Genomic DNA, 18295 nt, shown 5'->3' on the forward strand with positions numbered 1-18295 from the left:
CACGAGCCGACGAACCGGGCCGGCATGATCGGGCGGTGACCTCCATGAAGGACAAGATGCTCGCCGGTGAGCCATACATCGCCGACGATCCCGAGATCATCGCCGACCTGGACCGGGCCGCCCGGCTGATGGAGCGCTTCAACACCAGTCCCGCGGCCGATCCGCAGGCCCGGATCGCGGCCCTGCGTGAACTCCTCGGCGAACTGGGCGAGGACACCTGGATCCGCCCACCGTTCTACTGCGACTACGGCTGGCAGATCCGGATCGGCCCGCGCAGCTTCGTCAACTACAACGCTGTCTTCCTCGACGTCGCTCGGATCACCCTCGGCGCGGACGTCCAGGTCGGCCCTAACGTGCAGCTACTCACCCCGACGCATCCGGTCGAGCCCGGCCCGCGACGGGACAAGTGGGAGGCGGCCAAGCCGATCACCATTGGCGACAACGTGTGGCTCGGCGGTGGCGCGATCGTGCTGGCCGGCGTGACGATCGGCGCGGACACCGTCGTCGGCGCGGGCGCTGTCGTCACCCGGGACCTGCCCGCCAACGTGGTGGCCGTCGGCAACCCGGCCCGGCCGGTCCGCGAACTCGGCTAGACCGTCGGCGGATCCGACAGGCGGACCACCAGGTCGGCCCGGTCGGCGGTGGGGGTGATCAGGGCGGCGTTCGACTCGTCGCTGCCCAGCGCCCACGCCCGTGCCTGCTCCGGAGACCGACCGAACGCCTCGTGCCGGGCGGTCAGCCGGCGGTGCCGCACCTCGGCGTCCAGGTCGAGAAACCACGCCTCGTGCAGCAGCGGTCGGATCTCCTGCCAGGGGAAGTCCGGCAACAGCAGATAGTTGCCCTCGGTCACCACCAGCCGGACCGACGGCGCCACCTCGATCGCGCCGGCCACCGGCTCCTCGAGCTCCCGGCGGAACTCCGGCGCGAAGACCGACGTCGGCTCCAACCGGCGCAACCGGCGCAGCAGCGAGACGTACCCGTTGGCGTCGAAGGTGTCCACGGCGCCCTTGCGATCGGCGCGACCCAGGCGAACCAGTTGCGACTGCGCCAGGTGGAAGCCGTCCATCGGCACCAGGCAGGCGGCCGACCCGACCTCGGCGACGATCCGCTCCGCCAGTGTGGACTTCCCGGCACCCGGCGCGCCGGCGATGCCGAGCAGTTGTCGCGGGCCGGCCTCGGCGAGCACCAACGCCCGCGCCACCAACTCGTCGGCGGACAGCACCCGGGCCGGCGGCATCAGCCCAGAACCGGGTCGCTGATGGTGAACCGCGCCTGCACCGCCGCCTGCACGGTCTGCGGCTGCGGGTCCAGCTCGAGCTCCGGCGGACCACCGCCCGCGCCAGCGCTACCGGCGAAGGCCGCACGAGCGAACATCGGCCGGTCGGCGGGGCCCGCGTCGGCCAGCTCGATCAACGAGGTGACCCGAGCACCAAGCGCCTCCGCGTACTCACGGGCCCGCAGCAGCGCGTCGCTGATCGCGGCATGCCGGGCCGCGCGATGGGCCGGGCTGTCCGGACGAAGCTCCCACCACGGGCCGGCCACCTCGACCTGGTCCTGGTCGGCGAGCCGGAGCATCAGCTCACCCAGCGCGGTGAAATCGGTGACAGTGACTGTGGTGGTGACACTGCCGTGCCAGGCGACCACCCGCTCACCCGAGCGCCGGGTCTCCGGCCGCACCCGCAGGTCGCCGGTCTCCCGCCGCGCCACCGTCGGCCCAGAACCGTCCAGCAGCACCCGGATCGCCGCGGCCCGCTCGGCCAACCGGGTCAGCGTCGCCTCCCGGTCCCGGTCGCGGGCTGTCGCGGTGACCGCGAACCGGGCCAGCTCGGGAGGCACCTCCCGGTACGCCTCGCCGCGCACCTGCACCACCGGACCGTCCACCGCCATGCCCCTCAGCCTAGTCAGCGACGGGGCGCCGCGCCGCGTAGGAGACGGTGTCCGCGTCGACGTGCAGGCCGGTCAGGTAGCCGCCGGCCACCCCCAGTTCGCGCAACCAGGACACCTCCCCGGCGTGGTCACCGCCAGCCGGGAACTGCCTGTCGTACGCGTCGAACCGCCGGTCGCGCAGCGCCACCCGGGAGGCCCGCGCCTCGTCGTAGCGTGCGGTGAGCGCCTGGGCGTCGTCGGCGCGCAGCGCGGCGGCCAGATCGTCCAGGAACGCGGTGACCTCGGCCAGCTCACGCAGCACCCGGTCCCGGTTGCCGAGCAGCATGTTGGCGGTCCGATCGGCAGGGGTTCCGGCGACCCGGGTGCCGTCGGAGAAACTACCGGCGGCGAGCGCGAGGATCGCGTCGCGCAGCGGTGCGCGTTGCACGGCGCCGGCCAGCGCGCCGGCGAGCAGGTGCGGCACGTGTGAGGCGAGCGCGGCGGCCGAGTCGTGCTCCGTGGCGGACATCGGCACCACCCGGGCCTCGAAGACCTCCACCAGCAGCTCGGCCAGCCAACGGAACGCGGTGGTGGCACGCCCGGGCGCCGGACAGAGCACCCAGGCCGCGCCGGTGAGCAGGTCCGGTCGCGCGGCCGTCAAGCCCGCCCGGTCGGTGCCCGCCATCGGGTGTCCGGGCACGAACCGGTGCGTCAGCCCCTGCGCGGCCGCGAACGTCGCCACCCGCTCCTTGGTGCTACCGACGTCGGTCAGCACACAACGCTCACCGGTCATCGCCGCCACCTCGACCAGCGTCGCCGGCAGGGTGGGCAACGGCCCGCACAGGAAGACCACGTCGCGGTCGGTCACCGCTTCGACCAGGCGGTCGGGCGCGGGTACGCCCACCCGGCGGGTCTCCCGCCGGGTGGCCTCGTCCGGGTCCCACCCGACCACGTCGATGCCGGCGGCGACCATCCGGAGCAGCACCGAGCCACCGATCAGGCCGGTGCCGACGACCGCCGCCCGCACCCGCGCACCTGGCCTGTCCACCATGCTCGACCGCCCCGAGCCGCGATCAGGCGAGACGCGCCGCGACGCCGGCGATGTGCTCGTCGGACTCGGTCAGCGCGACCCGGACATGTTGCCCGGCCGTCGGGCCGTAGAAGACGCCGGCCGCGACCAGGATGCCGCGCCGGGCCAGCCAGTCGACCGTCTGCCAGCAGTCCTCGCCCCTGGTCAGCCAGAGGTACAGGCCCGCCTCGGAGTGCTCGACGGTGAACCCGGCACCGGTGAACGCCGCGGCGAGCACCTCCCGCCGGGCGCGGTAACGCTCCCGCTGCTCCTCGGCGTGTCGCTCGTCCTCCAGCGCGGCCACCATCGCCGCCTGCACCGGCGCGGGCACGATCATGCCGGCGTGCTTGCGGACCTTGAGCAGCTCGGCGACGAGCGCCGGGTCGCCGGCGACGAAGCCGGCCCGGTAGCCGGCGAGGTTGGACCGCTTGGAGAGCGAGTGCACGGCCAGCACCCCGGCATAGCTGCCCCCGCTCACCTGCGGAGACAACACCGAGACCGGGTCGGCCGACCAGCCCAGCGGCAGGTAGCACTCGTCGCTCGCGACCACAGCGCCACGTTCACGGGCCCAGTCGACCACCTTGCGCAGGTGCGCCGCGGGCAACACCCGGCCGGTCGGGTTACCGGGCGAGTTGACCCAGACCAACCGGACCCGCGGGGTCGGCCCGAGCGAGGTGAGCGAGTCGGTACGAACGACTGTGGCACCGGCCAGCCGGGCGCCGTCCTCGTAGGTGGGGTACGCGATCGACGGCACCACCACCACGTCACCCGGGCCGATGCCGAGCAGCGTGGGCAGCCAGGCCACCAGCTCCTTCGAGCCGATGGTCGGCAGCACACCGAGACCGTCGACGCCAGCGCCACAGGCTCGGGACACCCACGCCGCGATCGCGGCCCGCAGCGTCGGGGTGCCGGCGGTCAGCGGGTAACCGGGAGCATCGGACGCGTCAGCCAACGCCCGCCGGATCACCTCGGGCACCGGGTCGACCGGGGTACCCATGGAGAGGTTGATCAGGCCCTCCGGATGCGCCGCGGCCAACGTGGCCGCGGCGTCCAGGGTGTCCCAGGTGAACTCGGGCAGCCGCGACGAGACCGGCGCGGGCCGGTTCAGTGGCCCTCGCCGCGCGGCGGCTGCGCGGCGACGAAGGTGGCGTCCTTCTCCACCTTGCCGACCTTCGAGGCGCCACCGGGCGAGCCCAGGTCCTCGAAGAACTCGTAGTTCGCGCCGGTGTAGTCCTTCCACTGCTCCGGGACGTCGTCCTCGTAGAAGATCGCCTCCACGGGGCAGACGGGCTCACAGGCACCACAGTCGACGCACTCGTCGGGGTGGATGTAGAGCATCCGATTGCCCTCGTAAATGCAGTCGACCGGGCACTCCTCGATGCATGCCTTGTCGAGCACATCTACGCACGGCTCGGCGATGATGTAGGTCACCGGTCTTCTCCTCCGCAAGACTCGCCGCGATCTCCCGCGACGCTAAGAGCCTAGTATCTCGCCGGGGAGGGGGTCGATCGTGCTCCGACAGCAGGATGTGGGACACCGGATAGTGGTCCGCCGGATTGTGGGGATTCGCGAAGGCCGCCCGCAATTTTCCGATGCCCTCGGCGAGCTGGTAGAGCTGAGCGAGACTCATCTCACGCTGGCCACCGCTCAGGGGCCGCTTCGGGTGCCGGTGGCGCAGGTCCACCGCGCCAAGCGCGTTCCGCCGACCCGTCGGCCGACCGCCGCGGCGGTCGTGGCGCTGGAGCGGGCCGCCGACGAGGCCTGGCCGGCACCGACCCGGGGCCGACTCGGTGACTGGCTGCTCCGTTCGGCCGAGGGCTGGACCGGGCGCGCCAACTCGGCGCTGCCGATCGGCGATCCCGACCGACCGCTGGCCGCCGCTGTCGACGCGGTGGAGCGCTGGTACGCCGAGCTGGGGCAACCCGCGCTGATCAACACCCCGCTGCCCCTCGCCGCACCGGTCGGCGCCGAGTTGGACGCCCGCGGCTGGGGCACCCGCCCGCCGACGCTGGTGCAGACCGCGCCGCTGCCCCTGCCGGAGCCGACGCCCTCCACCGGCCGGGCCGACGGGTGGGCCAGTGCGGTGGTCGAGCTGACCACCGCGCCCAGCGACGAGTGGCTGGCCATCGCCGCCGGCCGCAAGGGCGGCCTGCCGGACGCCGCCCGGCACGTCCTCACCGCCGTGGACCAGGTCCGCTTCGCCCACGTGTACGTCGACAACGCCCTGGTGGCCGTCGGCCGTGGCACGGTGACCGGCCAGGGGCGCTGGTTGGGCCTCAGCCTGATCGAGGTCCTACCGGCGGCCCGCCGCCAGGGGTTGGCCCGCCGCGTGATCCACGAACTGGCCAGTTGGGGCGCGTCCGGAGGCGCGACGCACGCGTTCCTCCAGGTCGAGCAGCGCAACACGGCGGCGGTCGCGCTCTATCAGCGGCTCGGCCTCGTCACCCACCACACCTACCTGACCCGGGTCGCCCCGAACTGACCCGCGAGGCGGCCGGGCGGTGCTTGACCGGGCTGGGCGGTGATCAGCGGCGGACGACGCGGCGGGGCTTGGCGGCCTTGACCTCGGCGTACCGCTTGAGCTGCTGAGAGCGGTAGTCACGGCCGAGCGCGGTGAGCACCAGGTAGCCGATCAGCAACCCGGCGCCGGTGGCGAGCAGGTAGAGCCAGATCTGGGCGAAGAACGTCGCCGCGCCGCCGTCGAACGGGTTGTGACCGACCAGCAGGGGCCCTACCAGCACGGTCAGCAGCATCGCCACCGGCACCACGAGGGCCAAGTCGGCGGCCCAGCCCGCCAGCGGCCGGCGACGACCCCAGCGGAAGGCGACCACGGCGAGGATCAGCCCGATCACCACGAACATCGCCAACGACACCCGGTCGGCGGCGATGTCGTCACCCTCGAAGCCGAACCGGATGATCAGTCGGGCGACCACGTTGACCGCGAAGAGTGCCGCTGCGAGCACCCCGATGTCACGCCACCGCTTGTCCATCGCCGGACCCTCCTGCCGTACGCCCCGTCGCGGGGTTCGCATCCCTGGCAGGAATATCTACCACCCTTTCCTGGGAGACGTCACCACCCGGCAGCAACCCAGAACCAGCCCGACGTCAGCTGCCGAGCATGGGCGGCTGTGGGGCGAGGATCTGCCGGAAGCCCATCACCGCGAAGGTCATCGCGCCGGCCACGATCATGGCCAGCCCGACCCAGTTGTCGCCGGCCAGCAACAGGTCACCCTCGTTGGTCCGGATGGCGGCGACCGCCATCAGCGCGAACCACGGCACCGCCGGCAAGGCCACCGCCCAGCGACGGCCGACCGCCTCGTACGCGAACCAGCTCAGCACGATGTTGGCGCCGATGGCGAGGAGCACCGACACGCCGATCAGTTGCCCGCCGACGCGGAGCGTGGCGAGCAGCAGCTCCAGTACGCCGGTCAGCACACCGGCGAGGACCACGACGATCCCACCGACCAGCCGGACGCCCAGGTCCAGCAGTCGCGGCGGCGGCCCCGCCGGCGGCGGGGCTTCCTGGTCCTCCACGACCGTCATCGGTGCGGCCGGCACTGTCACCGGAGACCCGCCGCCGCGACCGGGGACCGGTCCGGGGCGGTCTCCGCGGGCAGGCCGGCGAAGAGGTCGTCCTCCCAGCCGTACGGCCCGGTGCCCGGGCCCTTCTCACCGACCGCGAGGGTGAAGAACTCCACGCCCATGAACTCGCCACCGAAGTTGCCGGCGATCGAGTAGAGCCACGAGTTGGCCGGGATTTGGGTGGCGTGCGCCCGCATCGCGGCCTCCTTCGCGGTGTGCTGGTCGGTGCCGTCGATCCGGGCGGCGATCTGAGCGTCCGGGGTGCCGAAGGGCAGGTCGGCGATGTCCTCGATGCCGCCGAACGGGTTGTCGGACGACTCGGCGAAATGCGTCATTCCGGCTTCCAGGACGCTGAGCGGCATGGCCGTCCAGTAGACCTTGAGCGGGGCGCAGCCCTCGGCGGTGGCCAACTCGACGGCGCGCATGGCCACCCGGTGCGCCTGGATGTGGTCGGGGTGGCCGTAGAAGCCGTTCGGGTCGTACGTGACGAGCACTTGCGGGCGTACCTCTCGCAGGATCTCCACGAGGTGCCCGGCGGCCTCGTCGAGGTCGGCCTGCCAGAAGGCCCGGGGGTGCTCGTTCGTCGCGAGCCCCATCATCCCGGAGTCGCGGTAGCGGCCGGCGCCACCGAGGAAACGGTGGTCGCTGACGCCGAGCGCGGCGCACGCGGCGGCCAGCTCGGCCACGCGGTACCCGCCGAGCTGGTCGGCCTCGGCGGCGGCGAGCTGCGCCAGCGCGGGCACGTGGATCTCGCCCTCCTCGCCGAGCGTGCAGGTCACCAGCGTGACGTGCGCGCCGTCCGCGGCGTAGTGGGCCATCGTCGAGCCGGTGCCGATCGACTCGTCGTCGGGGTGCGCGTGGACCAGCAGCAGGCGGCGGTCGGGCAGCATCGTCACGACGGTCACTCTAACTGGCAGTTCTTCCCCGGCCGACGCTGACGCGTCCGCCCAGGTCGGCCACATCACCCCCGCTCCCGCTCTACGATTTGGGCTGTGGACTTTCCGGAGCTGGCCGCCCGCACCCGCCGGTTCAGCCACGGCGCGCCGCGCGCTGTCTCGGTGGCTGAGGACGGCTCCCGGGTGATCTTTCTGCGCTCCGCCGGCCCCGAGGACCCGGCGGACGCGCTCTGGCTGTTGGACGTGGCCACCGGCGAGGAGCGGCTGGTCGCCGACCCGGCCACCCTGCTCGGCGAGGGCGGGGATGTCCGCTCCCTCTCCGCCGGTGAACGCGCGCTCCGCGAGCGGCTGCGGCTCAGTGCCGCCGGCATCGGCTCGTACGCGCTGGACGCGGCCGGCCGGGTTGCGGTGTTCGCGCTTGCCGGGCGGTTGTTCCGGGCCGATCTGGTGCACGGCGACGTGGTGGAGGTGGCGGCCGTCGGCCCGGTGTTGGACCCTCGTCCGGACCCGACCGGGCAGCGGCTGGCATACGTGACGGACGCGGCCGAGGACGTGCGCCGGGGTGAGCTGCGGGTGATCGACCCCGACGGCACCGACACCCTGCTGGCCGGCGAGGACGCCGGCGTGAGCTGGGGGTTGGCCGAGCACATCGCGGCGGAGGAGTTCGGCCGGTTCCGGGGGTACTGGTGGGCGCCCGACGGCCGGTCGGTGCTCGCCGCCCGGGTCGACGAGTCCCGCCTGGAGCGGTGGCACCTGCACGACCCGGCCGAGCCGGCGAGCCCCCCGACCGCCGTCGCGTACCCCCGGGCCGGCGGCCCCAACGCGGAGGTCAGCCTGCACCTGCTGGACCTGGACGACGGCTGGGTCGACGTGCACTGGGACCGGGAGACCTACCCGTACCTGACCGGGGTCAGCTGGGGTGAGGGCAGTCCGTTGATCACCGTGCTGCGCCGGTCGCAGCAGCACGGGCTGGTGCTGGCGGTGGACCCGCGCACGGGTGAGACGCAGGTGCACGCCGAGCTGGCCGATCCACGCTGGGTCGAGCCGATCGCCGGCACCCCCGCCCACCTGCCGGACGGCCGGGTGCTGGTCGGCGGGGAGTTGGCCCACGACGGGTACGACGCCCGGTGTCTCTTCGCGGACGGCACCCTGCTCACCCCGCCGTCGCTGTACGTACGACGGGTGGTGGGTCGGCTTCCGGCCGCCACCGGCCCGGCCGACCTGCTGGTGGAGGCGAGCGACGGCGAGCCGAGCGAGCGGCACCTGTTCCGGGTCCGCACCACCATCGGCGGTGGGGTGGACGCGCGCCGACTCACCACCGATTCCGGCTGGTACACCGCCGCGGTGGGCGGGGACGTGCTGGCCGTCGGCGTCGCGTCGCTGGACCACGCCGGAGTGCGCTGGACGGTGCGCCGCGGCGATCAGGAGATCGCCGCGCTGCGCTCGTTCGCCGCCACCCCGCCGTACTCTCCGCTGCCACTGCTGGAACGGGTGACCGACCGGCGGCTGCCGGCGGCGGTGCTCTACCCCGACAACCACGTGACGGGTCGGCGGCTGCCGGTGCTGCTGGACATCTACGGCGGCCCGGGGCACCAGGAGGTCGTGGCGGCGCGGGCCGCGTGGCTGGAGCGGCAGTGGTGGGCCGACGCCGGGTTCGCTGTGGTCACCATCGACAACCGGGGTACGCCGGGCGTGGCGCCGTCGTTCGAGAAGGCGATCCACCGGCGGGTCGCCGACGTGATCCTGACCGACCAGATCGACGCGCTCACCGCGCTCGCCGGCAAGCACCCGGACCTGGACCTGGGGCGGGTCGGGGTGCGTGGTTGGTCGTTCGGCGGGTGGCTGGCCGGCTTGGCGGTGCTGCGCCACCCGGAGCTGTTCCGGTGCGGGATCGCGGGCGCCCCGGTGACCGACTGGGCGCTGTACGACACCGCGTACACCGAGCGTTATCTGGGGTTGCCGGAGGACGGCCAGGACATCTACGCGCACCACTCGCTCGTCGAGTTGGCCGCCGAGCCGGTCACCAGCCCGGACCAGGCCCGGCCGTTGCTGCTGGTGCACGGCATGGCGGACGACAACGTGGTGGCCGCACACACGCTCCGGCTCTCCGCTGCCCTGCTGAGCACCGGCCGGCCGCACGCCGTGCTGCCGCTGACCGGGGCCACCCACATGGCCGCGAACGGCACCGCCGAGCGGCTACTCCCCCTGGAGCTCGACTTCCTCCGTACCCACCTGCTGTAAGCGGCATTCGATAAGTGGGTTCGGCACACCGAGCCCCCTGCCGAATGCCATGCTGGCCGAAGCGGCACCCGGCGGCGTGGGTTACCCCGGCGATACACCGCTTTCCCTTGTGCCGAAAGGACTCCAGGATGGTTGGCATCGCGCAGAAACCCTCGGTCGCCGCCGTCCAGGAAGGCGAACTTCCGGTCACGCACTTCCGCACGGCGACAGTGAACGGGATCGACATCTTCTACCGCGAAGCCGGACCGGCCGACGGGCCCGCAGTCCTGCTCCTGCACGGATTCCCCACGTCGTCCGCGCAGTTCCGGCACCTGATCCCCCTGCTCGCGGACCGCTACCGGGTGATCGCGCCGGACTTCCCGGGTTTCGGCCACAGCGCCAGCCCGGACCGGTCGACGTTCGACTACACGTTCGCCAACTTCGCCGACCTGATGGACGGCCTGCTCAGCCAGCTCGGCGTGGATCAGTACGCGCTCTACTGCTTCGACTACGGGGCACCGACCGGTTTCCGGATGGCTCTCAAGGGGCCAGAGCGGATCAGCGCGCTCATCGTGCAGAACGGCAACGCGTACGAAGAGGGCCTGAGCCCGTTCTGGGATCCGATCAAGGCCTACTGGGCGGAGAAGACCGACGAGCACCGCCAGGCCATCGCGTTCATCCTCAAGCCCGAAACGGTGAAGTTGCAGTACACGCAGGGGGTGCAGGACCTCACCCGGCTCGACCCCGACATGTGGATCCACGACGACGCGCAGCTCGCCCGCCCCGGCAACGCGGACATTCAACTGGATCTGTTCTACGACTACGGCAGCAACGTCACGTTGTACCCGGAATTCCACGCCTTCTTCCGCGACCACCAGCCACCGACGCTGATCATCTGGGGCCAGAACGACTCCATCTTCCCGCCCGATGGTGCCCACCCCTATCGGCGCGACCTGCCGTCGGCCGAGTTTCATCTGCTCGACACCGGCCACTTCCTGCTGGAAGACAAGCTCGACGTGGCTGCGCCGATGATCCACGATTTCCTGGACCGCTCCATCGGCCGTTCCTGACCGCAAACACCGCTCGGCCAGTCCGCCCGCACCCCGCGCCCCGCACTCTCACACCCCGCGCCCCCAAGATCGCGCTCGATCCAGGATCTAGTGGTATCCCGGCGCAAGGTGGCCACTCGATCCAGGATCGAGCGTGACCTTGGCGCGATCCCGCCTCACGATGCCGTTCCGCCACACCCGAATACGGCCCGAGCGCAACAAGGCCGCCCACGAGCGGCTGGCCCGAGGCGGCGTGCGCGGCGGCGTGGTGATCGTCCCCTGATCCGCCGCCGCGAAAGCTCGATGAGGGGCTTGTATCTCAAGCCGCTCGAGATCGCATAGTGGGTGCCGTGGACAGAGACGAGCTGTACGCCATCGGAGATGTCGCCCGGCGGACCGGCCTGAGCGTCAGCGCCGTCCGGTACTACGCGGACGCCGGTGTCGTCACGCCGGCCGCCAGCACCCCGGCCGGCCACCGCCTGTACGACGTGTCGGCCATTGCCCGGCTGGAACTGGTCCGGACGTTACGGGAACTCGACGCCGGCCTGGACGAGATCCGGCGGGTGCTGGCCGGCGAGGCGACGCTGCGCGAGCTGGCCGCCACCCACCTGGCAGTGCTGGAACGGCAGGAGGCACGGCTGCGCAGCCGGCGCGCGGTGCTGTCGGCCATCCTGCGGCAGGACTCCACTGCCGAGCAGGTCACGCTGATGCACAGACTGGTCGGCCTGTCGGACGAGGAACGCGACCGGCTGATCGACGAGTTCTGGACCGAGGTGTCCGCCGGCTGGGAGCCGCCGGAGCGGATGGTCGAGTGGTGGCGGGCGGCCCGACCGGAGCTGCCCGACCATCCCACAGCAGCCCAGTTGGAGGCGTGGATCGAGCTGGCCGAGCTGGTCCGGGACACCGAGGTCCGGCAGGCCGTACGCCGTGAGCTGCACGAGGCGTGCACCACCGGGGCCGGGCCGCTGATGACCTCGTCGCCGATGCTGGACGCCCTGGAGGAGGGCGCGGCGATCGGTCAGCCGGTGATGGACGCGGCGCGCGAGCAGGTGCCGCCGGGCTCGCCCCGGGGCCGGGAGATCGCCGACCAGTGGATCGGGTGGCTGACCGGCATCTTCGCGACGCCGGACAGCCCCGGGATCCCGGACACGCCCGAGTTCCGGATCCAGGCGGCCGACCAGATGCGCAAGGGCGCGGAGTGGGACCGCACGCCGCCGGAGCAGGAGGGACCGTTCGACAGGTACATGGAGTTGGTAAGCACGGTGAACGACGCGCCGCCGGAACGGTTCCCGTACGAGTGGCTGGCCGACGCGCTGCGCGCGTCCGCCGTACCGGCGTCCTGATCGCCGATCCGCGACCCGGCACGTATGTCCGTGCCGCCGCCAGCGCCGAGGCTGGAACGCATGACAACGTGGTGGATCTCGACGGGGTGCGCGATGAGCCTCACCGGGAGCGCACCCTCCAGCGTGCGCCTCGGCTGGCACCCATGTCGATGTGCTGTTGAGCCGTATACCTCAGAGGTATGAATATGACTTTGAGGTATACCGCTCAACACCGAATCCGCCCGGACGGAGGTGACGGACGGTCACCGCCGGCCCTCGAGGAACTGGGTGGTGGCTTCGATGAGCAGACTGCGGGTGCCAGGTTCGGAGCCGCTGTGGCCCGCGTCCTCCACGATGTGGAACTTCGCCTCAGGCCAGACCCGATGCAGGTCCCAGGCTTGGCTCGGCGGCGTCTTGATGTCGTAACGGCCGTTCACGATGACCGTCGGGATGTGTCGAATGCGGTCGACGCCCGCCAGGAGACCTTCCGGCGGGAGGAAGCCGCCGTTGCTGATGTAGTGGTGTGTGATGCGGGCGAACGCCAGCAGGCTGGTGTCGTCGATGGCGGGCGGCGTCATCGGCAGCAGGGTGTTGGCCGAGAGCTCCCAGCCCATCCAGGCGCGAGCCGCCGGGCCGTGGACCGCGGGGTCGGGGTCGGAGATGCGGCGGCCATAGGCGCCGACTAGGTCGTCCTGTTCCGTCACGGGGATCGCAGCACGAAACGCCGCCCACTCGGCGGGGAACAGGTGCGCCGCGCCCGCCGGGGTGAAGGCCCATGCCTCGTCTGACCTGCGAACCAGCCACACGCCACGAAGCACGAGTTCGGTGACCCGTTTGGGATGGGCCTGCGCGTAGGCCAGGCCGAGGGTGCTGCCCCAACTGCCGCCGAAGACGAGCCAACGCTCGATCCCCAGGTGATCGCGTAGCCGCTCGATGTCCGCCACCAGGTGCGGGGTGGTGTTGTGTTCCAGTGACGTCTTCGGGTCGCCCGCGAAGGGCCGGCTGCGACCGCAGTTTCGCTGGTCGAACAGCACGATCCGGTAGCCGGACGGGTCGAAGTACCGCCGATTGTCCGGGAGCAGGCCACCGCCGGGGCCGCCGTGCAGGAACACAGCGGGTTTGCCGCCGGGGTTCCCGCACAGTTCCCAGTAGAGCTCATTACCGTGGCCGACGCTGAGCATCCCGGAGTCGTACGGCTCGATGGGCGGATACCAGTCCATGACAGAAGGGTCCCCTCCCGACGGCGCTGTCGGGAGGGGACCCTCCTGGTCTGCGGTGTGACTTACGGCTTGACGTGCGCGTTCACGAACGACGGGTAGCCGAAGACGCTGGAGATGAACACCCCGCCCGCCTTGGACCCGTGCACGTTGTAGGCCACGTCGACGAAGAGCGGCACCACCGGCGCGTGCTCCTTCATGATCCGCTCGTCGAGCTTGGCCCACTCCGGGCCCTGCTCGGCTGCGGGAAGCGCCGAGATGCGATCCATCTCGGTGTTGATCGCCGGGTCGTTGAAGTAGGCCTGGTTGCTGTTGCCCTCGGCCTTGATGGTGCGGCCGTCGTAGAGCACCGGCAGGATCGAGGCTCCGCTCGGCCAGTCAGCCGCCCAGTTGCCGATGTACAGGTCCCAGGGGTTGTTCTTCTTCTTGATCTCGTCGAGCTTCGCGTCGTCGGAGATGTTCCGCAGCGTGATCTTGAAGCCGGCCCGCTCCAGGTTGGCCTTGAGCTGGGCGCCCTGCTGCTGCTCGGTGGAGTTGTCGGCGACGCCGAGGACCAGCTCCGGAGTCTTTCCGCCGAGCAACTCCTTGGCCTTGTCGACGTTGCCGTTGGCGCCCGCCGGGTACGCGTCGTACGCCTTGTAGCCGATGGTGGCCGGCGGCATCAGCGTGGTCAGCGGCGCGGCGACGGTCTGCCCGCCCATCGCCTTGATGAAGCCCTCGCGGTCGATGGCGTAGTTGAGCGCCTGACGGACCTTCAGGTCGGTGACCCGCTGGTTGTTGATCACGAGCTGGTTGGCGCTCGGGGTCGGGGAGAGGATGCTGCGCGACTTGAGCGTGGCGTCCCCGGCCACCTTGGCGACCAGCGAGGCGGGCACTGTGTTGAAGGCGAGCGCGCTCTGGTCGGCGCCGTTGTCGGCGATCACCCGGTTGTTGGCGGCGTCCGCGGTCGGGCCGAAGCTCCAGACGAACTGGTCCGGGTACTGGTGCCGGACCGGGTCGGTGTTCGGGTCCCAGTTGGTGTTGCGGTCCAGGGTGATCTGCACGCCGACCTGGTTCTTGGCGACCTTGTACGGGCCGGACGAGAACGGCTGCTTGTCCAGGTCGACGCCGGTGTCCTTGTCGGCCGGCAGCGGCGCGGTGGTCGGCAGCGAGACCGCGAACGGCAGGTCACAGCGGGGCTTGGCGAACTCGAAGCGCAGCGTCTTGGCGTCCGGCGTGCTCAGACCGGGCGGCAGCGACGTCTTGTTCTTCTTGAAGTCCCACTTGGTGTCGAACTGTGGGGTGTCGGCCAGCCACTCCTGGATGTAGGTCGGGCCGCCGGACAGGTCCGGGTCGAAGGACCGGGCGATGCCGTACGCGATCTCCTTGGAGGTGATCGGTCGACCGTCCTCGAACTTCACCCCGTCCTTGACGGTGAATTCCCAGACCTTGCAGTCGTTGTTGACGTTCTTGCCCGGCGTCTCGGCCAGGTCGCCCACCAGCACCAGGCCACCCTTGCCGTCGTCCTTCCAGGTGGTCAGGTAGCGGGCGAAGAGCGGGTTGGCCATCAGACCGGCGAACGAGTACGTCCGCTGCGGGTCGAGGTGGGAGATCGGCGACTCCCGGATGATGGTGAAGGTGCCACCCTTCGCGGCGCCGCTCACCTCGGCCGCCGGCCCCTGCGAGTCCTTGGGGTCGGTAGCGATGACCCCGGTCTGCTGCCGTTCGGTGTCGACAGTGGTGCCCTCGCCCGTGTTCTTCGAGCACGCACCCAATGCCACAACCAGTGCGATCGCGCCGCCTGCGGCAACCGCCACGCGTGGTCTCATGAAGTACCCCCTCCACCCATGTGCCGTGCGATTTCGTCGGGGCGAGAACCGCCGACGTCCCGAGGATCGTAAGGAAGAAAACCTACGAGTTGTGTAACAGTTGTCGATAAATTTCGCCACAGCCCAGCGGCCGGTCACACGCTGGACCTTGACAGGTCAGCGCAGCCGCACCCGGGGGTCGATGGCCGCGTAGAGCAGGTCCACCAGCACGTTCGCCACCACCACGAAGACGGCGGCGATCAGCACTGTGGCCATGATTGTCGGCAGGTCGCCCGAGCGCACCGCGTCCACCGCCGTACGCCCCAACCCCTGGATGCCGAACGTCGTCTCGGTGATCACCGTCCCGCCCAGCGCCCCGCCCACGTCTAACCCGGCGATGGTCACCACCGGAGTGATCGCCGCGCGCAGCGCGTGTCGCCCGTAGACCTTGGGTTTGGCCAGGCCCTTGGCCCGCGCGGTCCGGACGAAGTCCTCCGACAACGTCTCCAACATCTGGGCCCGCGACAACCGGGCGTAGATGGCCGAGAAGAGGAAGGCCAGCGCCACCCAGGCGAGCACCAGCCCACTGGCCCACTTCGCCGGATTGTCGAAGAGGGACGTATAGCTCGGCACCGGCAGCAGCCGCAGGTTGTAGACGAACACCAGCAGCAGCACCGCACCCACGAAGTACAGCTGCAACGACGCGCCGGTCAGCGAGAAGCCGATCGCCAGCCGGTCCAGCCAGGTACCCCGACGCAGCGCGGACACCATGCCGAGCCCCACGCCGAGCAGCAACCAGAGGATGGCCGCCGGGATCACGATGCTCAGCGTCACCGGCAGCACCCGGGCGATGGTGTCCGAGACGGCCTCGTTGGTGACGTACGACCAGCCCAGGCAGGGCGCGTCGCACCGGCCACCCTGGGCGCTGCCCAGGTCCCGACCGGTCACGATGCCCTTCATGTAGCCGGCGTACTGGCTGATCAGCGGGTCGTTCAGGCCCAGGTCGTCGCGGACCCGCTCCAGCCGCTCCGGGTTGCAGTTCTTGGAGCAGATGCTGCTGACCGGGTCGCGCGGCAGGGCGAAGAACATCAGGAAGGTCAACACGCTCACCGCGAACAGGGTCAGCGTGGCGGAGAAGAGTCGCTTGAGCAGAAACCGCGCCATGATTTTGACCCCTACCGGGACGACTTCGGGTCGAGCGCGTCCCGCAACGCGTCGCCGAAGAGGTTGAAGGCGAACACCAGCGCGAAGATCGTGATGCCCGGGAAGAACACGTACGCCGGGTCGGTCTGGAGGAAGTCCAGACTGCGGTAGATCATTCGGCCGAAGCTGGGCGTCTCGTCGCTGAGGCCGACGCCGATGAACGACAGCGCCGCCTCGCTGGTGATGAATTGCGGCACCGCCAGGGAGAACGACACCAGGATCGGCGCCCAGATGTTCGGCAGCAGTTGCCGGAAGATGATGTGCCCCAGCCCGGCGCCACTGGCCTTGGCCGCCTCCACGAACTCCCGCTCGCGCAGAGCGATCACCTGCCCCCGGACCAGGCGGGCCGTGCTGGTCCAGCCGAAGATGGCGAAGACGGCGATCAGCACCCCCACCCCGAAGGCGGACGACACCTGCCCCCGCTCACCGTAGAAGCGCAGCGTGATGGTGGGTGTGAGCGCCAGCGCGATGATCAGGAATGGCATGGCCAGGGTCAGGTCGGTGATCCAGTTGATCACCGCGTCGAGCCAGCCGCCGAGGTAACCGGCGAGCGCGCCCAGCACGATCCCGATCGTCGCGGTGATCAGAGCCGCCGCGAACGCGATGAACAGCGAGGTCCGCAGCCCGTAGATCAGCCGGATGAAGATGTCCCGGCCCAGCCCCGGCTCCAGACCGAACCAGTGCTCGCCGCTGACCCCGCCGGCGTACCCCAGCGGCATGCCGAAGCCGTCCAGCATGTTCTGGAACTGCTCCCGCGGGCCGATCCCGTAGACCATCTCGATCAGCGGGGCAGCCAACCCCAACAGCATGAAGAACACCAGGAGTACGCCGCTGACCATCGCCGTCCGGTCACGGCGCAGCCGCAGCCAGGCGAGCTGACCGGGTGAGCGTCCGACGACGCCCTTGGTCGCGGCTCCGCCCTCGTCGCCACCGGACTCGATCTCGGCCAGCGCGACACCCTCCACCGGGGACAGGCTCACGACGACACCTCCTCGACCGCCGCAGTCGACTCCGCCGACCCCGGACTCGTGCTGGCCGCCTCCCCTTCGGGACTCGCGCTGGCCGCTTCCCCTTCGGGGCCCGTGCCGGCCGCTTCCCCTTCGGGGAAGTGACACGCGGTGGCCTGCGAACCGCCGTCGCGCGGGATCAACGCGGGCTCCTCGGTGGCGCAGATGTCCTGCGCCTTCCAGCAGCGGGTACGGAACCGGCAGCCCGACGGCGGGTCCAGCGGGGTGGGCACGTCACCGGTCAGCCGGATCCGCCCCGCCGGGCCGAGCTGGGTGACGTCCGGGATCGCCGAGAGCAACGCCCGGGTGTACGGGTGCTGCGGGCGCTCGTAGATGTCCGCCCGGTCGCCGATCTCCACGATCCGACCCAGGTACATGACAGCGACCCGCTGGCAGAAGTGCCGGACCACGGCCAGGTCGTGCGCGATGAACACGAAGGCCAGGCCAAGCTCCCGTTGCAGGTCGCGCAGCAGGTTGACGACCTGCGCCTGGATCGAGACGTCCAGCGCGCTCACCGGCTCGTCCGCGACGATCAGCTTCGGCCGCAGGGCCAACGCGCGGGCGATGCCGATGCGCTGACGCTGACCACCCGAGAACTCGTGCGGGTACCTGTTGTAGTGCTCCGGGTTCAGCCCGACCAGCTCCAGCAACTCCTGCACGCGGGCCTTGATCCCACCCTGCGGCTTGATCCCGTTGACCTGTAGCGGCATCGCCACGATCCGGCCCACAGTGTGCCGAGGGTTCAGCGAGGCGTACGGGTCCTGGAAGATGATCTGGAATTCCTGGCGCAGCGGGCGCAACTCCCGGCGGCCGGCGTGCGTGATGTCCCGCCCGTCGAACTCGATGCTGCCGCTCGTCGGCTCCAGCAGCCGCACCAGCATCCGACCGGTGGTGGTCTTGCCGCAGCCCGACTCCCCCACCAGGCCGAGCGTCTCGCCCGGGCGCACGTCGAAGTCGAGCCCGTCGACCGCTCGCACCAGGCCGGCGGCGCGCAGCCCCTGGCGTACCGGGAAGTGCTTGCTCAGGCCGCGTACCCGCAGCAGTGGTTCATCGGTCATCTCCACGGTCCTCCGTTCG

19 protein-coding genes are annotated in these 18295 nt (G+C 70.9%); 6 read left to right on the forward strand and 13 right to left on the reverse strand.

All coding sequences use genetic code 11. From position 1 onward, the window contains the following. Positions 1 to 35: 35 nt before the first annotated feature. A complete protein-coding gene (locus OHB44_RS29600) occupies positions 36 to 593 on the forward strand; it encodes a sugar O-acetyltransferase (RefSeq protein ID WP_330438925.1) in 558 nt (185 codons plus the stop codon). Here OHB44_RS29600 and OHB44_RS29605 read toward each other — a convergent pair. From OHB44_RS29605 to fdxA, 5 genes are read right to left on the reverse strand one after another with little or no spacing between them, the layout of a single operon-like run. Continuing rightward, entirely contained in the window at positions 590 to 1237 is a 648-nt protein-coding gene (locus OHB44_RS29605) for a nucleoside/nucleotide kinase family protein (protein ID WP_330438926.1), read from the reverse strand. The genes OHB44_RS29600 and OHB44_RS29605 overlap by 4 nt on opposite strands. Beyond that, positions 1237 to 1887, reverse strand: a complete 651-nt coding sequence (locus tag OHB44_RS29610) for an SIMPL domain-containing protein (protein ID WP_266304471.1) — start codon at positions 1885 to 1887, stop codon at positions 1237 to 1239. The genes OHB44_RS29605 and OHB44_RS29610 overlap by 1 nt, the downstream gene beginning before the upstream one ends. A 10-nt stretch (positions 1888 to 1897) precedes the next feature. Next, positions 1898 to 2917 (reverse strand): prephenate dehydrogenase, encoded by a 1020-nt coding sequence (locus tag OHB44_RS29615; RefSeq protein ID WP_330438927.1) that lies wholly within the window; start codon positions 2915 to 2917, stop codon positions 1898 to 1900. A gap of 22 nt (positions 2918 to 2939) precedes the next feature. Continuing rightward, positions 2940 to 4043, reverse strand: a complete 1104-nt coding sequence (gene dapC / locus OHB44_RS29620) for a succinyldiaminopimelate transaminase (protein WP_274531635.1) — start codon at positions 4041 to 4043, stop codon at positions 2940 to 2942. Continuing rightward, positions 4040 to 4366, reverse strand: coding sequence for a ferredoxin (gene fdxA / locus OHB44_RS29625; protein WP_030490464.1), 327 nt, complete (start codon positions 4364 to 4366; stop codon positions 4040 to 4042). Before fdxA ends, dapC begins: the two co-directional genes overlap by 4 nt. Positions 4367 to 4445: 79 nt before the next feature. On the opposite strand from fdxA, the gene OHB44_RS29630 reads away from it, so the two are divergent. Next, a complete protein-coding gene (locus OHB44_RS29630) occupies positions 4446 to 5417 on the forward strand; it encodes a GNAT family N-acetyltransferase (protein WP_330438928.1) in 972 nt (323 codons plus the stop codon). Between the two features lie 43 nt (positions 5418 to 5460). Here OHB44_RS29630 and OHB44_RS29635 read toward each other — a convergent pair whose 3' ends face one another. From OHB44_RS29635 to mshB, 3 genes are all read right to left on the reverse strand, one after another. After that, the gene (locus tag OHB44_RS29635) at positions 5461 to 5925 is read right to left on the reverse strand and encodes a hypothetical protein (RefSeq protein ID WP_330438929.1); all 465 of its coding nucleotides are present in this window, start codon (positions 5923 to 5925) and stop codon (positions 5461 to 5463) included. A gap of 115 nt (positions 5926 to 6040) precedes the next feature. Further along, positions 6041 to 6478, reverse strand: a complete 438-nt coding sequence (locus OHB44_RS29640; protein ID WP_238686727.1) for a hypothetical protein — start codon at positions 6476 to 6478, stop codon at positions 6041 to 6043. 17 nt (positions 6479 to 6495) lie between these two features. Further along, positions 6496 to 7422 (reverse strand): N-acetyl-1-D-myo-inositol-2-amino-2-deoxy-alpha-D-glucopyranoside deacetylase, encoded by a 927-nt coding sequence (gene mshB / locus OHB44_RS29645; RefSeq protein ID WP_330438930.1) that lies wholly within the window; start codon positions 7420 to 7422, stop codon positions 6496 to 6498. 87 nt (positions 7423 to 7509) lie between these two features. On the opposite strand from mshB, the gene OHB44_RS29650 reads away from it, so the two are divergent. From OHB44_RS29650 to OHB44_RS29665, 4 genes are all read left to right on the forward strand, one after another. Continuing rightward, positions 7510 to 9654: a S9 family peptidase gene (locus OHB44_RS29650; protein WP_238686725.1), complete on the forward strand. Its 2145-nt coding sequence runs from the start codon at positions 7510 to 7512 to the stop codon at positions 9652 to 9654. Positions 9655 to 9782: 128 nt separating this feature from the next. After that, entirely contained in the window at positions 9783 to 10703 is a 921-nt protein-coding gene (locus OHB44_RS29655; protein WP_238686724.1) for an alpha/beta fold hydrolase, read from the forward strand. A 133-nt stretch (positions 10704 to 10836) separates the two neighbouring features. Next, positions 10837 to 10965, forward strand: coding sequence for a hypothetical protein (locus tag OHB44_RS29660; protein ID WP_266304468.1), 129 nt, complete (start codon positions 10837 to 10839; stop codon positions 10963 to 10965). Positions 10966 to 11032: 67 nt separating this feature from the next. After that, the gene (locus tag OHB44_RS29665) at positions 11033 to 12025 is read left to right on the forward strand and encodes a MerR family transcriptional regulator (protein WP_238686723.1); all 993 of its coding nucleotides are present in this window, start codon (positions 11033 to 11035) and stop codon (positions 12023 to 12025) included. A gap of 242 nt (positions 12026 to 12267) precedes the next feature. Here OHB44_RS29665 and pip read toward each other — a convergent pair whose 3' ends face one another. From pip to OHB44_RS29690, 5 genes are all read right to left on the reverse strand, one after another. Continuing rightward, on the reverse strand, positions 12268 to 13224 hold the full coding sequence (gene pip, locus OHB44_RS29670; RefSeq protein WP_238686722.1) for a prolyl aminopeptidase: 957 nt from the start codon (positions 13222 to 13224) through the stop codon (positions 12268 to 12270). Between the two features lie 62 nt (positions 13225 to 13286). Further along, positions 13287 to 15029 (reverse strand): ABC transporter substrate-binding protein, encoded by a 1743-nt coding sequence (locus OHB44_RS29675; protein ID WP_238686721.1) that lies wholly within the window; start codon positions 15027 to 15029, stop codon positions 13287 to 13289. Positions 15030 to 15185: 156 nt separating this feature from the next. Then, complete coding sequence (locus OHB44_RS29680; protein ID WP_238686720.1) at positions 15186 to 16172, reverse strand: ABC transporter permease; 987 nt, start codon at positions 16170 to 16172, stop codon at positions 15186 to 15188. Positions 16173 to 16183: 11 nt separating this feature from the next. Further along, positions 16184 to 17191: an ABC transporter permease gene (locus OHB44_RS29685; RefSeq protein WP_238686719.1), complete on the reverse strand. Its 1008-nt coding sequence runs from the start codon at positions 17189 to 17191 to the stop codon at positions 16184 to 16186. Then, positions 17188 to 18276 (reverse strand): ABC transporter ATP-binding protein, encoded by a 1089-nt coding sequence (locus OHB44_RS29690; RefSeq protein WP_330438931.1) that lies wholly within the window; start codon positions 18274 to 18276, stop codon positions 17188 to 17190. The genes OHB44_RS29685 and OHB44_RS29690 overlap by 4 nt, the downstream gene beginning before the upstream one ends. Between the last annotated feature and the right edge of the window lie 19 nt (positions 18277 to 18295).

Origin of the sequence: Micromonospora sp. NBC_00821, from assembly GCF_036347035.1 — a bacterium.
Taxonomy (GTDB): Bacteria; Actinomycetota; Actinomycetes; order Mycobacteriales; family Micromonosporaceae; genus Micromonospora; species Micromonospora hortensis.

Bases quoted from the DNA above. Each gene is read 5' to 3' on its own strand.
- OHB44_RS29605 (WP_330438926.1), bottom strand. From the start codon at position 1,237: ATGCCGCCGGCCCGGGTGCTGTCCGCCGACGAGTTGGTGGCGCGGGCG.
- OHB44_RS29610 (WP_266304471.1), bottom strand. From the start codon at position 1,887: ATGGCGGTGGACGGTCCGGTGGTGCAGGTGCGCGGCGAGGCGTACCGG.
- OHB44_RS29615 (WP_330438927.1), bottom strand. From the start codon at position 2,917: ATGGTGGACAGGCCAGGTGCGCGGGTGCGGGCGGCGGTCGTCGGCACC.
- OHB44_RS29635 (WP_330438929.1), bottom strand. From the start codon at position 5,925: ATGGACAAGCGGTGGCGTGACATCGGGGTGCTCGCAGCGGCACTCTTC.
- OHB44_RS29640 (WP_238686727.1), bottom strand. From the start codon at position 6,478: ATGACGGTCGTGGAGGACCAGGAAGCCCCGCCGCCGGCGGGGCCGCCG.
- OHB44_RS29655 (WP_238686724.1), top strand. From the start codon at position 9,783: ATGGTTGGCATCGCGCAGAAACCCTCGGTCGCCGCCGTCCAGGAAGGC.
- pip (WP_238686722.1), bottom strand. From the start codon at position 13,224: ATGGACTGGTATCCGCCCATCGAGCCGTACGACTCCGGGATGCTCAGC.
- OHB44_RS29675 (WP_238686721.1), bottom strand. From the start codon at position 15,029: ATGAGACCACGCGTGGCGGTTGCCGCAGGCGGCGCGATCGCACTGGTT.
- OHB44_RS29680 (WP_238686720.1), bottom strand. From the start codon at position 16,172: ATGGCGCGGTTTCTGCTCAAGCGACTCTTCTCCGCCACGCTGACCCTG.
- OHB44_RS29690 (WP_330438931.1), bottom strand. From the start codon at position 18,276: ATGACCGATGAACCACTGCTGCGGGTACGCGGCCTGAGCAAGCACTTC.